At 67.7% G+C, this 15230-nt stretch carries 14 protein-coding genes; 7 read left to right on the top strand and 7 right to left on the bottom strand.

Features of this window, described 5'->3' with window-relative positions:
• Positions 1-595 precede the first annotated feature (595 nt).
• On the top strand, positions 596-2470 hold the full coding sequence (locus J2852_RS25190) for an ABC transporter ATP-binding protein (protein ID WP_209880987.1): 1875 nt from the start codon (positions 596-598) through the stop codon (positions 2468-2470).
• A 7-nt stretch (positions 2471-2477) separates the two neighbouring features.
• On the opposite strand, the gene J2852_RS25185 is transcribed toward J2852_RS25190, so the two are convergent.
• Genes J2852_RS25185 through coxB form a run of 3 tightly spaced genes read right to left on the bottom strand, consistent with a single transcriptional unit; the run spans position 2478 to position 6377 of the window.
• Complete coding sequence (locus J2852_RS25185; protein ID WP_209880985.1) at positions 2478-2837, bottom strand: hypothetical protein; 360 nt, start codon at positions 2835-2837, stop codon at positions 2478-2480.
• 10 nt (positions 2838-2847) lie between these two features.
• Positions 2848-5379, bottom strand: coding sequence for a cytochrome c oxidase subunit I (gene ctaD, locus J2852_RS25180; protein WP_209880983.1), 2532 nt, complete (start codon positions 5377-5379; stop codon positions 2848-2850).
• A complete protein-coding gene (gene coxB, locus J2852_RS25175) occupies positions 5376-6377 on the bottom strand; it encodes a cytochrome c oxidase subunit II (RefSeq protein ID WP_209880981.1) in 1002 nt (333 codons plus the stop codon). The genes ctaD and coxB overlap by 4 nt, the downstream gene beginning before the upstream one ends.
• A gap of 151 nt (positions 6378-6528) precedes the next feature.
• Between coxB and J2852_RS25170 the strand changes: the two genes are divergently transcribed.
• From J2852_RS25170 to J2852_RS25150, 5 genes are all read left to right on the top strand, one after another.
• A complete protein-coding gene (locus J2852_RS25170) occupies positions 6529-7641 on the top strand; it encodes a c-type cytochrome (protein ID WP_209880980.1) in 1113 nt (370 codons plus the stop codon).
• 307 nt (positions 7642-7948) lie between these two features.
• Positions 7949-8473: a septal ring lytic transglycosylase RlpA family protein gene (locus J2852_RS25165; protein ID WP_209880978.1), complete on the top strand. Its 525-nt coding sequence runs from the start codon at positions 7949-7951 to the stop codon at positions 8471-8473.
• A 41-nt stretch (positions 8474-8514) separates the two neighbouring features.
• Positions 8515-8943: a hypothetical protein gene (locus J2852_RS25160; RefSeq protein WP_209880976.1), complete on the top strand. Its 429-nt coding sequence runs from the start codon at positions 8515-8517 to the stop codon at positions 8941-8943.
• Positions 8944-9137: 194 nt separating this feature from the next.
• Positions 9138-10307, top strand: coding sequence for a DUF2325 domain-containing protein (locus J2852_RS32140; RefSeq protein ID WP_281418482.1), 1170 nt, complete (start codon positions 9138-9140; stop codon positions 10305-10307).
• Between the two features lie 10 nt (positions 10308-10317).
• Positions 10318-10539 carry a hypothetical protein gene (locus J2852_RS25150; protein ID WP_209880974.1) on the top strand — a complete coding sequence of 74 codons (222 nt, stop codon included), beginning with the start codon at positions 10318-10320 and terminating at the stop codon, positions 10537-10539.
• Positions 10540-10590: 51 nt separating this feature from the next.
• Here J2852_RS25150 and J2852_RS25145 read toward each other — a convergent pair whose 3' ends face one another.
• From J2852_RS25145 to J2852_RS25135, 3 genes are read right to left on the bottom strand one after another with little or no spacing between them, the layout of a single operon-like run.
• Positions 10591-10902 (bottom strand): DUF2218 domain-containing protein, encoded by a 312-nt coding sequence (locus J2852_RS25145; protein WP_209880972.1) that lies wholly within the window; start codon positions 10900-10902, stop codon positions 10591-10593.
• The gene (locus tag J2852_RS25140) at positions 10899-11189 is read right to left on the bottom strand and encodes a hypothetical protein (protein ID WP_209880970.1); all 291 of its coding nucleotides are present in this window, start codon (positions 11187-11189) and stop codon (positions 10899-10901) included. The genes J2852_RS25145 and J2852_RS25140 overlap by 4 nt, the downstream gene beginning before the upstream one ends.
• A 29-nt stretch (positions 11190-11218) precedes the next feature.
• Entirely contained in the window at positions 11219-13234 is a 2016-nt protein-coding gene (locus J2852_RS25135; protein ID WP_209880960.1) for a TonB-dependent receptor domain-containing protein, read from the bottom strand.
• 197 nt (positions 13235-13431) lie between these two features.
• Here J2852_RS25135 and J2852_RS25130 point away from each other — a divergent pair, with 197 nt between their 5' ends.
• The gene (locus J2852_RS25130; RefSeq protein ID WP_209880958.1) at positions 13432-14493 is read left to right on the top strand and encodes an AraC family transcriptional regulator; all 1062 of its coding nucleotides are present in this window, start codon (positions 13432-13434) and stop codon (positions 14491-14493) included.
• Between the two features lie 28 nt (positions 14494-14521).
• On the opposite strand, the gene J2852_RS25125 is transcribed toward J2852_RS25130, so the two are convergent.
• A complete protein-coding gene (locus J2852_RS25125) occupies positions 14522-15100 on the bottom strand; it encodes a hypothetical protein (protein ID WP_209880956.1) in 579 nt (192 codons plus the stop codon).
• Positions 15101-15230 lie beyond the last annotated feature (130 nt).

Here is a 15230-nt window from a genome sequence, read left to right as displayed (position 1 = left end):
GAGACCAGCCCCGCGACGCGGCGCAAAAACACCGCCGCCTGCGCATCCCTTCTCACAACACGGTATCAACTTGTCCAAGAAACCGCAGCGCCCGTCCGGGAGCCGCATCGGCCGGCGCTCAGTCTCCGCTGTGGAGCGAAGCGCCGAGGCCGCATCATCTAGAAGCTTCGACGTTCGATGTCAAGCGGTCATTTCTTCCTGACCGCCGCCGTCTACTTCGTCTTGTCTTCTGTTTCCCTTGCGGCGTCGCCGTTTCGTTGGCGGCCACCGCGTCGGGAGGCGGTATATAGGCCGGTCGGCCGAGCCGCGCAACACCTTTTTTCCGAAGGATGAGCTTTTCCGGTCAGGGCGGCGCGGCGCGTTGGGCTTTTGCTCCACGCGACCACAGCACTACCTTCGACATCGAATGACCAAAAACCTCTGACCTCGGAGACAGCCGACCGCTCTTAAGAGTATGAGCGCCCACTTTTTCGGAATGATGTTGGAACTGATCCCGTCACGTAAAGTTGGCAACAATTATATCGCTCTTAAACGGTGATGCCACCGTGAGGTGACGCGCCCAACCGGTCAAGCGATACGTCGAAAGACCAGTGCCATGCCGAACAAGACGCTGCCGAGCGCCATCTACTGGCGCGCGCTCAAGGAAGCTCGTCCTTGGTATCCGCAGTTGGGGCTCATCGTCGCGCTTGGTCTTTTGGCGACGCCCATTGCTCTGCTGGCGCCGCTTCCCGTCAAGATCATCGTGGACAGTGTGCTCGGCGATCAGCCATTGCCGTCCTTTATGACGCGCTGGTTGTCGCCCAGCATCACCGATGACAAGAATCTGATTTTGTACCTGTGCATCGGCTTCGGCGTCCTGGTCGGCCTTCTGACCGTGCTGCACGGCGTCGGGGAATGGCTCTACCGCGAAACGGTGGCCGACCAAATGGTGCGGCGGTTCCGCGCCAAGGTGCTGGGGCAGGCTTTGCGCCAGACTGCCTCGCGCGACGCCGGACGCGGCGTGGTGGATCAGGTCTTCCGCATCAGCCAGGACGCCCCGGCCTTGCAGGCCATGACCATCTGGGGCGTGATCCCGCTGGTCACGAAAACCGGCTCGGTCGTCTGGGTCGTGGCGATCACCTCCATGATCAGCCCGCAGGTCGCCGTCATCGCGCTGGCGTCGTCGGTTCCGCTGATCGTGCTGATCGTGCTGAAGCAGCGCCCTCTGTGCGACCGTTGGCACCGGTCCCGCCAACTGGAAAGCCGCCTGACGCAGCTCGCTTACGAGGTGTTGGGCGCGCGGCGCATCGTGCTGACCTCCTGCCAGGAGGAGCATGAGGTCCAGCGCCTGATCGACCAGGGCCGCGCCTGCTTCATGGCGCGCCTGTCGGTGATGCTGATCGAGGCCGGCTTCCGCGTGGTGCTGACGCTCGCGATCGGCTTTGGCACCGCGGGTATCCTCTACATCGGCGTGCGCGACGTGCAGGCTGGCGCGCTCAGCGTCGGCGACCTGATCGTGCTGCTGGCCTATATGACCCAGCTCTACGAGCCCCTGAAGGCGATTGCCGAGCACATCATCGCCCAACAGGCCGCCTTCGCCTGCGGCGAGCGCGCCTTCGAGCTTCTGGAGGCCCCACCCGCCGTTCCGGACAAACCGGCCAGCCCCGAAAAAAAGGCCCGGCCACGGCGCACACAGGGCAACCTGTCCTTCGACCGGGTCAGCTTCGCTTACCCCGAGGGTCCGGAGGTGCTGCGCAACACGTCCTTCGACGTGCCGGCCGGCACCTGCGTCGGTGTCGTCGGGCGCACGGGGTCGGGCAAGAGCACGCTGACCAACCTTCTGGTCCGGCTGATCGACCCAACCGGCGGCAGCATCCGCCTGGACGGCCGCGATTTGCGCGATTTCCGCCTGTGCGAGTTGCGCCGCCAGTTCGCGATCATGGAACAGGAACCGTCCCTGTTCTCCACCACCATCGCCGAAAACATCGCCTATGGCCACCCCGAGGCCAACCGTGGGGAGATCGAGGAGGCGGCGCGCCGGGCGCACGCGCACGACTTCATCATGGCGCTACCGGACGGCTACGACAGCATGGTCGGCGAGCGCGCACTGACCCTGTCCGGCGGCGAGCGCCAGCGCGTTTGCCTCGCCCGCGCCTTCCTGAAGCAGGCCCCGATCCTGATCCTGGACGAGCCGACCAGCGCGCTTGACCGCGACACCGAAGCGGCCATCACCGACGCGATCGAGGAGCTGATGCGCGGGCGCACCACCTTCATCATCGCGCACCGCCTGTCCACCCTGCGCCGGGCCGATCTGATTTTGCGCGTCGAGGACGGCCAGCTTCAGGTGGAGCGCCGGGGCAGCCTCGCCGCCGCGCTGGACGCCGGGCAGACTGAGCAGGGTGTGGCGGCGGGCGGCCGCGTCATTGATGCCGCCCGGTGGGCGCAGCAGCACGGCAAAGGAAACACGCTGCGGACGCTCGACACGCTTTGAGAAGAACTCACGCACAGGCCGGGACCTGAACGGCGGGCAGCCCATTCCACAGGATCGCGATCAGCGCCGCCCCGGCAGCGAATGCCGTGAACCAGCGGATGAAACGGCGCGGATCCTCGCTGGCCCGCGCCGCCGGTCCGCCACCCCACAGCGCCGCCAGCAGCACGAGCGCGGCCAGCAGAAGCGCCGCCGCCGTCGCGGCCAGCACCAGCGCGCTTGCCAGCGGCAGGCTAAACAGCTCCATGGTGTCGAGATTGCGGGCGCAGATCAGCCCGTTGATGCCGTAGATTGCCCCGAAATGCGCCGCCCAGATCAGGAAGGCGGCCATCATGCCGGCGAAGGTGACGGGAAAGCTGTGCTTCTCCATGGCGTCCGCCCTACACCGCAAGCCGGGGGAACAGATGCACCAGCAGCAGGGCCACCGCGCCTTGCCCGCAGCTGTAGTGCCACATCAGCATGGTGTTGTCGAAGGTGACCCGCCGCCGGGCGTGCAGCTTCCCGGCGAAGGAGCGCGCCAGCGTGTAGCCGGTCATCAACAGCAGCACCGCGACGTGGAAGCCCTGCCACGCCGCCAGCATGTAGACGGCCGCGCCATAAGCGCTGTCCGCCCCCTTCAACCCGGATTGAATGTGGGGATAGGGCTGCAACACGGCTGCGGCGAGCAGCAGCAGGAAGCCAATGACCAAGGCGATCCGCATCGGCCAAGGACGGTTGCGCGCCACCGCCCGGCTCGCCGCCAGCATCGCTCCCGCCCCCAGCGCCCACAGCGCCACGCCCCCCGCCAGCCATTCCAGACCGGGAAGGACCGCCACATCGGTGGGCCAGACCTCGGGGCTGACCGTCCACAGGAACAGGTAGGTGAAGATCAGACAGGCGAAGGCCGTGCCGTCCACCAGCAGCAGCACGACCACCGCCCACCAGGAATGGCTCTCCGGCCCCTGGACGTAGACCGGCACGCGCCAGCCGCCGCCGATGTCCTGGGGCGGGTGGTCCTCCCCCTTGTCCAGGTCCCACACCCACCAGAAGACCGACGCGATGGCCAGCACGGCGGGCAGGATGGACAGCCAGTACCACTGCACGGTCAGGCACAGGAAGTGCGCCGCCGTGAACAGTCCGGCCAGGAAGTGCCCCCAATGCGGGCCGGGCATGGGCATCAGGTATTGGGGTTTCGCCTCGATGGGGCTGGTCACGATGGTCTCGCGCCGGTTGGTCGGCGCGCCGGGCAGGAAGTGGCCGCCCTCCTCCACCTCGCGCGACAGGCGGGGGTTGTCCCACAGCGGGTAGAGCGAGGAGACGCGCGGGATGCTCCGCGTCGCGTAGGTGTCGTTGGGGATCCACTCCAGCGTGCCCGCGCGCCAGGGGTTCTGCGGCGCCGGCTCGCCCCAGCCCAGCGCGTTGCGCGCCATGTCCGCGAACACCAGCAGCACGCCAAGCGCCAGCACGAAGGACCCAACGGTCGAGACCATGTTCAGAGCGTCCCAGCCGAGGTCGCCGGGGTAAGTGTAGACGCGCCGGGGCATGCCCAGCAGGCCGCTGAGGTGCATGGGAAAGAAGGTGACGTTGAAGCCGAGGAACATCAGCCAGAAGGCCCACTTCCCCAACCGCTCCGACAGCAGCCGGCTGGTCAGCGTCGGCCACCAATAGTAGATGCCGGCGAAGACCGGGAAGACCATGCCGCCGATCAGCACGTAATGCAGGTGCGCCACGATGAAGTAGCTGTCGTGGGCCTGCCAGTCGAAGGGGATCACCGCGACCATCACGCCAGTCAACCCGCCCAGCACGAAGATGAACAGGAAGCCCAGCAGGAAATAGGTCGCCACCGTCCACTGCACCCGCCCCTTGCCGAAGGTGGCGATCCAGGCGAAGACCTGCATGCCGGCCGGCACGGACACGGCCATGCTGGCGGCGGAGAAGAAGCTGAGCGACAGCTGCGGGATGCCCGTGGTGAACATGTGGTGCACCCACAGGCCGAAGCTGAAGAAGCCCGTGCCGACCAGCGCCAGCACCACCCAGTCGTGGCCGACCAGCGGCCGTTGCGCCAGCGTCGGCACCATCATCGACACCAGCCCGGCGGCCGGCAGGAAGATGATGTAGACCTCCGGATGGCCGAAGAACCAGAACAGGTGCTGCCACAGCAGCGGGTCGCCGCCCTGTTCCGCCATGAAGAAGGGCCAGCCGAAGACGCGCTCGATCTCCAGGAGCAGGGTCGCGACGATCACGGCGGGAAAGGCGAAGACGATCATCCCCGCCATCACCAGCATCGACCAGGCGTAGATCGGCAGCTTGTCCAGCGTCATCCCCGGCGGGCGGGTGCGCAGGATGCCGACGATGATCTCGATGGCCCCGGCGATGGCCGAGATTTCGATGAAGCCGATGCCCAGCAGCCAGAAATCGGCGTTGATCCCCGGCGAGAAGCGGCTGCTGGTGAGCGGCGGGTACATGAACCAGCCGCCGTCGGGGGCCGCGTCGAAGATCAGCGAGCAGAAGAAGGACACACCGCCGAAGAAATAGGCCCAGAAGGCGAAGGCCGACAGGCGGGGGAACGGCAGGTCGCGCGCCGCCAGCATGGCCGGCAGCAGGTAGACGCCGATGGCCTCCACGACGGGCACGGCGAACAGGAACATCATGCCCGTGCCGTGCACGGTGAAGAACTGGTTGTAGGTGCCGTGGTCGAGCAGGTCGTTTTCCGGCACCGCCAGCTGCGCCCGCATGGCCAGCGCCAGCAACCCGGAGATCGCGAAGAACAACAGCGCCGTGCCGATGTACAGGACGCCGATGCGCTGATTGTTGACGGCGGTCAGCAGGCCGATGCCCGGCCGCGCCCACCAGACGCGCTTCAGCGTCGCGATCTCCTGCGGTGGGCGCGGCAGCGGGCTCGGCAGGCCGGGGTCGTCGAGCGGCGGCGTCATTTCAGGCTCTCCAGCCAGGCGGCGGCGGCCCGCAGGTTGTCGCCGTCGGCGATGGGGAAGGACGGCATGCGGTTTTCCGGCTTGATGTGCTGGGCGCCGGCGATCCAGCCGGCCAGCGCCTCGGCACCGTTGGGCAGCGTTCCCGCCGCCAGTTGGCGCCGCCCGCCCACATGGGTCAGGTCCGGGCCGGTTGCCCCGGCAGCATCCGTCCCGCGCACCGTGTGGCACGCCCCGCAGCCGAGCGACAGGAAGGCCTCCCGCCCGGCGGCCAGGGCGGGGTCCACCGGCTCGACGGCCGGTCGGCGCTGGTTGGCAAGCCACGCCTCGAACCGGTCGGGCGGTTCGACGATCACGTCGAACGCCATCAGCGCATGCTGCGCCCCGCAATATTCGGCGCACTGGCCCCGGTAGACGCCCGGCTTGTCGGCGACTAGGACCAGCCGGTTCGCGTGGCCGGGGATCATGTCGATCTTGCCGCCGAGGCCCGGCACCCAGAAGGCGTGGATCACGTCGGCGGCCTTGACGGTGAACTCCACCGGGCGGCCGGCGGGGATGACGATCTCGTTGGCGGTGCGCAGCTGTTCCGGGCCATCGCCGTAGCGGACATCCCACCACCACATGTGCCCGGTCACCTCGACACGCAGCGCCTCCGGACCGGCCGGAGCGGACAGCCGGCGCGCGACGGCGAATTCATAGATCTGAAGCGCGGTCAGCGTGACGATGGGAAAGACGATCCCGCCGCCGATCACCCAGAAGCGGGCGCCGGGAAACCGTTCCGGACGGGCGAAGACGGCGTAACCCGCCAGTGCCATGACGGCGAGGAAGATCGCCCCGCCCCCGATGAACAGGACCAGCGTCAGCTCAAGAATGGCCTCGGCGTCGCGCCCGCCGGCCTGGAGTGCGGACTGCGGCCCGTCGCAGGCTGCCAGCCAAACCAACCCGCCGGCCAGCCCAGCCGTCCGCCCCATGGTCTTCGCGTGGCCTGAACGGCGGCCCATGCACCGGCACTCCCCAAAGCACTCCCGCGGTCCCGGGCTTTGATCGTTGGGGCGTTCAACTCATCCCATCGCCCTTCTGTTCCGCCGGAACCTCGGCATTTCCATACGCATTCTCCAAGGGATGAAGCGCCTCAATCCCGGTTGGAGAGCCATGCGCAGACTTCTGATGATCGTCGGGGCGGTTCTCGTCCTCCAGGCCGTCGGGGCGTTCCTGTTCGCCTGGTCGGGGCTCTACAGCGTCGCTGCCAGCAAGGACCACTGGCCGCCGACGACCTGGTTCCTGGAAATGGCGATGCGCAATTCCATCGAGACGCACGCCATGTTCATCGACGCGCCGGACCTGAACGACCCGGCGCTGGTCCAGCGCGGCGCCGGGCATTACGAGGACGGCTGCGCCCCCTGCCACGGCGCCCCCGACGCGACGCGCAACCCGATCTCCCGCCACATGCTGCCCGCCCCGCCCTATCTGCCGGACACGGTCAAGGACTGGAATCCGGAACAGCTCTATTGGATCACGTTGCACGGCATCAAATACGCGGGCATGCCGGCTTGGCCGGCGCAGCGGCGCGACGACGAGCCCTGGGCGGTTGCGGCCTTCCTTCGGCGGCTCGACGGGATGGACGCGGCGGAGTACCGCCGCCTCGCCTTTGGGGAGGAGACGATGGCGGCCGACACCCGCGCGACCATGGATGAGCTGGAAGGCCCCATTGAGGAAACTCTGCGCAACTGCGCCCGCTGCCACGGCTATGACGGCGCGGGGCATGGCACCGGCGCCTTTCCCCGGCTCAGCGGCCAGAAGGCCGACTATCTCTACGAATCGCTGCGCGCCTACGCGAGCGGCGCGAGGCCCAGCGGCTTCATGCAGCCCATGGCGGCCGGGCTGGACGAGGCCACGATGCGCGCCCTTGCCGATCACTACGCGCGGCAGACCGGCGCCCCCCACCCGCCCGCGCCGGACGAAAGCGACCCGCAGACGCTGGAACTCGGCGCCAAACTCGCGACCGCCGGCGATCCGCAGCGCGGCGTTCCCGCCTGCTCAGGCTGCCACGGGCCGAACCGCGACCCGCGCTATCCCTCCCTGGACGGGCAGCACGCGGGCTACATCGCCGACCAGCTGCGTCTCTGGCAGAAAGGCGCGCGCGGCGACACCCCCCTGTCGCGGATCATGGCCGCCGCCGCCCGCGACCTGACGGAGGAGCAGATCCGGGCCGTGTCCGTCCACTACGCTCGCATCCGCCCCCAGCAGACCGCCGGGGCGCCGTAAACCCGCCTTTTTCCCGCTCGACATCCAAGCCCCGAAGCCTCCGCCATCCCGGCCGGGGCTTCGGGGCGAATCCTTCGCACGCATGCCTTTTCAGCCTGTGTCCGGAGAGCACGGGCCGCCATGTCCTCCCGGCATCATTTAACGGCGACGCGTCCCCCAAATAAAGCAAAAGCAATCATTTGAATAAACATTTCGGCCTTTTTCTATCACAGGGTCGCTAGTGATTACACGGTTGACACCAGGACGTCATTCAGCAACCGTCGCCGCACAAAAACAATGGAGGAGGCAGGCAGTGCATCGCGGATGCATGGTCTTAGCGTTTTTCGCCATGTCTGTTGGCGCATGTTCTTCTCATGCGCAGATAGCGACGACTGAGAAACCGACAGAATCTTTATCGACGGTTATTGTTTCGAAATCAGAGCCTGTTTTTGTTCATGAAGGCAAGGCGTCCTACTATGCAGATTCCTTCCATGGCCGGCGCACCGCATCCGGCGAGCGCTTCAGCCAGCGGAAACTGACCGCGGCCTCGCGGACGCTGCCGCTGGGCAGCACGGCCATCGTCACCCACGCCGACACCGGTAAGAGCGTGGAAGTCCTGATCAACGACCGTGGCCCCTACGTCAAAGGGCGCGTGATCGACCTGTCCCGAACCGCTGCCGAGGCGATCGGCATGATCGACGATGGAGTTGTCCGCGTCCGCGTCGAAGCCCGAATCCCGACGCAACCGGAACGCCAGCTACGGAAGGGGCTGACGAGGATGGTCGCCGAACTTCCCCCGGCGCCCGACGGCGAGCTGGGAAGCCCGCTCCCCTCATCGCCCGATTCCGACTGAATCCCGCGCGGAAGCGGGAACCGCCACACACGAGGTGAACCATGCTGAAACTGGTGATTCACGACGGTGAGCACGCGGCCGGCCTGTTCCTGAACGGCTGCGGTGGCGTGCGCCAACTGCTGACCGAACTGAAGGCCGTTCCGGAAACATCGTCCGCCTCCCTGCTGCTGGAGGAATTGGCGCTCCGCTGCCTGGAACGGGGGTGGAGGTTCATCCCCGCCGATCCTCTCGTCCACGGCTGCGCGGCCGGGATTCCTATCGTCGAAATCCACCTGGACGCCCGTCTGCCGGGCACACCGTTCGTTTCTCTGCACCAGCCGGGAAAGGACGGCAGCCCATACCGTTGGCTTCACGGCACGCTCGACGGGCTGGTCACCCGGCTGCGGTTGCCCCCACTCCATGGGCGCCGGTCCCAGACTCACGGGTCGCGCGCCCACTTGTCGCCCGGCATCGGCTCCATGGCCGCGTAACGTTCGCCGGCAAGCCGCGCCGAGCATCCCTCCTCGCTCCCGTTCGGGAGGGGCGCTCGGCGCTTGCCCACACGGTTCGCTTTCCCTCCGCACCGGCCTGCCCCCTTCAACTCTCCGGTTGTTTGGTCGCCTCCATTTTGATAATGATTATCACTATCAAATCACGAAGCGGCATCGGTGAGGGAGCAAGGACGATGTGTGAACGTTGCCGAACCACCCAAGCAGACCCGCCCCCCACGGCCGGGCGCCGCCGCAAGCTGTGGGCCATCCCTCCGGAATTTCACTGCTCCATCGTCGGGACGTGCCTGTCGTCCGACGACATCGCCTGGCTGTGCCGCCGCCTTGCGCTGGTTCCGTCCTCGGACGCCCGCCCCTACGACATCCATCGGTTTTTCGTGGAGCGGGCCGGGACCGATGGACGGGAAGCGCGCCTCATGCATAAGCGGATGGACGAAGCCTTCGCCGGGGCGATTCGCCGCTTCGCGCGGGAAAGCAGTGAAGACGGGTGGCTGGCCCTGTGGGAACACTCGGTCGCCACGGGCGCGGTGGCCGCGGCCTACTGGGCGGTGCTGAGCCACGCCGGCATTCCCGACGCGATCCGGGCGCGGGCCTTCGCCGACGTGCACATGCTGTCCCACATCATGGGCGGCGAAAGCCGGCGGCACCTGCGCGACGCCCAGGAACAGGCGCGCCGCTGCGCCGAGCTGGAAGCCCGGCTGGCCCGGCAGGAGCGCTCCTCCGCCGAGCGGCTCGCCGAGAAGGACGCGCGCATCCAGTCCCTGGAGGCGCAGCTGGCCGAACGGCGCCCGCCCGCCGCCGCCTCCCCGGCCGCCTCCGAACCGAAGCCCCGGCGCGTGGGACGCCTGCTGCGCGAGGTCGGGGCACTGCGCCGCCGGGTGACGGTGGAACGGATGCGCGCCCGCCTCGCGGAGGCGGAACTGGACAAGCTGCGCCACCTCATCGACGGCGTGGACCGGCTGGTGCCCCCGCCATCCGGGGAATCGGCGAAGCCCACGGCCTCCGCCGACCTTGGCGGGCAGGCCATCCTCTATGTCGGCGGGCGGCCGAGCGCTCTTCCCCGCCTGCGGGCGGCGGTGGAAACCCGCAACGGCTGCCTGCTGCACCACGACGGCGGTTTCGAACAGGCGGCGCGCTGCCTGGAAGGGCTGGTCGAGCGCGCCGACGTGGTGGTGTGCCCCGTCGATTGCGTCAGCCACGACGCCTGCCTGCGTGTCAAGGGGCTGTGCCGGAGGATGGGCAAGCCCTTCGTCCCGATGCGCAGCGCGGGGGCAACGTCCTTCGCGCGCATCCTGGGCTCCCTCGGTCAGGCGGGTGCGTCGTCGCCGCCAACCGCCGGCCATTGAGCGACCTCCCATGAACGGCCCCACCATGATGCCCACCATGATGGTTGAACCCGGCATCGAGAGCCCAGGCGGGGACGACTGCCCGTGCTGCGGCGGAGCCGCTCCGTGCCCGGCCTGCGCCCGCACCCACCGTTTGAACGCTCTGGACGACCGCATCGGAGCGCTGGAGGAGACGTTGCGGACATTGCGCGCGTTGCGGCGGGAACTTCGGTCGGAGACCGCCCCCGGCTGAGGCGCGCGCCCAACGCGAGCAGGATGATGGCACCGCCCGAGGGACGCCGGGTCAGGCCGCGTCCCCGCTGGCATCCGGCGACACCGGTTCCCACCTTATGGTCAGGGATTCCCGCCAGGCGAAGCGCGTCAGGTGATCGTTTACGACGAACTTGATGCGCTCCAGCGCCTCGCCGTCGTTGGCCTCGCAGCGCAAGGACAGAACGCCGTCACCGGCTTCCATGTGGCAGGTGCCCCACGCGAAGTCGGCGCGGCCCCGGCTGGCATCATAATCCACCGGGATTTTGTGCGCGAAGTGCTTGCACAGCTGCACCAGATAGCGCCCGGCACTCGCCGTGCTCACCTGAGCCTGCTGGATCATCATGAATCCATCCCCTCTGTGTTCGACCGTTCGCCCTCCGTGAGGGCGCGGTCCGCCAGAACAATGCAGAAACCCCTTGAACACGCCTCCACCCGCCCCACCACGCCGTAGGCGCGCCGCACGGCGTCGTCGCGTTCGAGGATGCCGAGCGCGGCGAGGAACCGTCCTTCTCCCATGACGATCCGCTCGCCCCGCGCCGGCACCTGAACCTTGCGGCCGGCAAGGTCGGTGACCTCTTCCCCCGCCGCTGGCCCGGCGAGGCCCAGCAGCAGGCCCAGAAGAATGATCAATCAATGCCGCAGCAAGGCTTTGCCTTCGCTCAGAACTTCAGCGTCGAAGACAGGTAGAAGGACCGCCCCTCCGCCAGGACCGGCGTGATAACGGAGGTCTGCGCGTAGGTGGAGCGGCTGGAGTAAGCCTCGTCGAACAGGTTGTTGGCCTCGACGCGCAACGTCCAATTCGCCAGTGACGCCACAGGCTGCCATTCGGCGAAGAGGTTGGCGACCTGATAGCTCTCCAGCTTGCCGAAGCCGGCGGCCCGCAGGGCATCGTCCTCGATGGCCAGCGCGATCTCCGACGAAGCGCCCAGCGTCAGGCGAAGGCTCTCCACCGTGTATTGCCCGCGCAGTGTCAGCAGGTCGCCCACCGGTGCAGCGGCGTTGTAGTCGCTGGGCAGCGCCATGCGGCCGCCATAGGTAACGTCCGTGTGCGTGAACTTGGCGCCGACGGCGGCGTTGCGCCAATCGTAGCCGGCCGCGAGGTCGAAGCCCTGGCTCTTCAGGTCCGGGCCGTTGATGCGGACGCGCGTGGTGTAGTTCCACTCCATGGGGTTTTCCATGAGGGTGCGGAACAGGGCGCCTTCCAGGGTCAGACCGTCCTGGACATAGCGCAGGCCGGCGCGGGCGTTGTGCGACGTGACCGGCTTCAGATTGGGCGCGTAGCGGTAGTTGGCGGCGTGGAACAGGGCGGTTTCGGCCATCTCCAGCCCACCCCAATTGTAGCTGTAGCCACCGAAGGCGGTGAGGCCGCCGATCAAATCGACCTCGGCCGACAGGTTGGGGCTGAGTCCGCTGTTGTCGAAGGTCTGCCCATCGACCGCGCGGTAGCTCTGATGATCGACGCGCAGGCCGGTGGACAGGCGCAGCCGGTCGAGCGGCGACAGGCGCGCCTGGACGAAGCCGCCGACGCCGGTGATCCGCTCGTCCACGTTCGTGGTGAAATGGAAGCGGTCCAGGGAGGCATCATCGCGGTAGAAGTCGAAACCGGCGGTCAGCTTGCCCGTGGGAATGGCGAAGCTGTTCTGCACCGTGCCGCCGACGCTCTTCACGTCGGCGTTGAACGCCCCGTGCGGCGTGGTCAGGCGGTTCTCCAGCGGCCGTTCCAGCCGGTTGCGGTTGACGTACAGGTTGATTTTGGGGTCGAACAGGTCGGTCGGCTTGGTGGTCTGGTAGCCGGCCGTGACGGTCGTGCGGGTCGCACGGGTGGTGTTCAGCAGGCGGCCCTGCGCGTTGTTCAGGATGCCCAGGTTCGCGCGCAGGCGGCGCACCCCTTCATCCTTGACGTGTTCGCCGGAGACCTGCAAGCGGTGCCCCTCGCCGGATTCGTAGGCCAGCTTGCCGAGGCCGCTGGTCAGGTCGTTGGCGGTGCCGGGTTCGCGCCGGCCCGCGCCGTTCTCGTAATCCTTGCCGCGCGCCAGGGAGCCGATGCCCAGCACCTCGAACCCGTGATTGGCGGCGTAGCCGGCGCCGGTGGTGCGCCACGTGCGGGAATTGGTATCATAGCCCAGGATTGCGGTGCCGCCCATCATCTGGCCGGGCAGCAGCATGTCGCGCGCGTCCTTGGTGGCGAAGCGCACCGCGCCGCCCAGCGCGCCGAAGCCGGCGTCGGCCGGCGCCACGCCGGCATCGACCGCCACCGACTTCAGGAAGATCGGATCGAGCGTCAGGTTTCCGTTGTGGTGCCACACGTTGTTGCGCTGCGGCGCGCCATCCACGGTGACGTTCAGCTTCGACTGGTCGATGCCGTGCACGTAGAGCTTCTGCGCGGCGGTGCTGCCGCTCGGCACCGTGATGGCCGGATCGTCTCGGAACAGTTCGCGCAGGGTCAGGGGCTGCTCCCGGTCGATGTCCTGCTGCGTGATGGCGCTGGTGGTGGTGAGCTCCCGCGGCGCCTCCCCCCCGACCGCGACCGGCGCCAGCGTCACCGTCTGCTGCGCCGACACCGGCCCGGTGATGACGAACAGGGCGGCAACCGACGCCAGCGTGGTGGAGCCGAGCAGCGCTGCCTTGGATCGCGGAGCCTCCGCACCCGTCCGGTGGTGGATTCGATTGGTCATCCTTGTTCGTCCTCTCTGTCGGCCCGTTCTGGACGGCCGGTCGTTCGCGTGATAACGATAATGAGAATTATTCGCAATAACACGGCGCGGCACGGCCCTGAATACCGGGGCTGTATAGCCCGGTCCTCCGGGAAAAGCCTTTGCAGGCCGGTCGATGTCCTTTGCCGGATGGTCAGAACGCAGGAGCGGCGCAGCCGATGATCGACGATGCATCCCGTGATACCGGCCACAATGCCGCCCCTAGCACCGGCCAAGCCCAACCCGGCGGCACGACGCCCCCGCACACGCCCGTCCACTGCCGGGATTTGCTGACCTCGCTGGGCCGGTCGCGCGAATCCTTCCAGCTGGTGACGCCGACGCTGCCGCCGGACGCCGCCGTTCTGCACGGCCGGTTTCAGCTGCTTCCCCTGCGCTCCGGCCTGTCGCTGCACGCTACCGACGCGGTCGATGTCCACGACCTGACGACTCAGGGCGTCACAACGGCGGGGCTGACGGTGGCGCTGTTTCTGCGCGGGAAGGCCGATATCTCGCTGGGCTCCCGGCGTTTTCTGGTGTCGGCCGGCGTGGCGCCGACGCTGTTCGTGCTGTCACGCGCCGAGCCGGACCTGTTCGTGCGGCGCGGGGCGCGCGGCAACTGGGTCCGCAAGGTCACCATCAACGTTCCGCCGGATTGGCTGGAAGACGATCGGCTCTGCGCCGACGGACGGCTGCGCCGCTTCGGCCGGACGCACGGGGCGAGCGCAAGTTGGACTCCGTCGGCGCGGCAGCTTCAGCTGGCCGAGCGGATGGTCGGTGCAACCCCCTTCGGCGCCCCGCTGGAAGCCTTGTATCTGGAAAGCCACGCGCTGGAGATCGTCGCCGACACCCTGTCCCGCCTTGCCGACCCGGATGGCGCGGACGGATCCGACGGCGGGCTGAGTTGCCGGGACCGCGCCCGCATCCGCACCGTGTGCGACTATCTCGACGCCCACAGCCGGGAGGAGCACAACGAAAGCCCCCGGCTCGACGACATCGCCCGCCATGCCGGGATGAGCGTCAGCGCGCTCCAGCGCCTGTTCCGCGCCGCCCACGGCACCTCGGTCTTCGACTATTATCGTAGCGTCCGCATGGACCGGGCGCGCGCCCTGCTGGAACAGGACCGGGTCAGCGTCACCGAGGCCAGCTATGCCGCCGGTTACAGCAACCCGGCGAACTTCGCCACGGCTTTCAAGCGCCGCTTCGGACTGTCGCCCAAGGACGCGCGCGGACGCGGCTCATGACCCGCCCTCCTTCGTTCCGGCAAAAAGCTCAGTCCAGCGTCCAGCGGGTCATATGGGGGAAGGCGGGCAGAGCGTTGTTCCCCATGTAGGCAAACATGCCGAAAAAGCCGGTCATGCCGGCCTGGGCCAGCGCCATAGGACCGAAATGGGTTCCCTGCTCCAGCCACGCCTGCATCGGATGCTTCCCTTCATACCGGTCGCACTTGTAGGAACCGGGGAAGAAGAGGCATCCCATCGGCAGCCCCAAATGCAGGACGGCCGCATAGGACCAGGCCTGGGACATGAATTCGCCCTGCCGGGCCGCCGCGTTCAGCTCCGGATTCGGGGCGTTGTCCGGCCCCGTTTCCTCTTCGAGGAGAGCCTCGATATCCACCTGCAAATCCCGCCCCAGCCGATGCCAATAGCGGCGCGGCACGACGATGATGTGCCCGGCCTCGTGCAGGAGGTCCCCCGGCCCGAGCAGGGTTTCGGGGTCCACATGGATCACCCCGGCGTGGATGTTCACGCCCGGCAGGAAGCCGTTGTGCGCGCCCTCGCCATACTCGACCTCCATTCCGATGCCGCGCAGGAAGCTGACGATGGGTTCCAGCGCTTCCGGGTGATACATCCGCCCTCTCCGATCGTTCGAAATCCGGCGGAGATATTCGCGAAAAGGGGGCATGCAGGCAACACATACTCCGACACACGCGCAGTACGCGTTGCCGCATCGCCAGAGCGGTGGCACCACTCCGGAAAGT

Source organism: Azospirillum soli, from assembly GCF_017876165.1.
GTDB classification, from domain to species: domain Bacteria; phylum Pseudomonadota; class Alphaproteobacteria; order Azospirillales; family Azospirillaceae; genus Azospirillum; species Azospirillum soli.
Note: the sequence above shows the minus strand (reverse complement) of the source record. Positions and strands in the feature narration are given on the sequence as shown.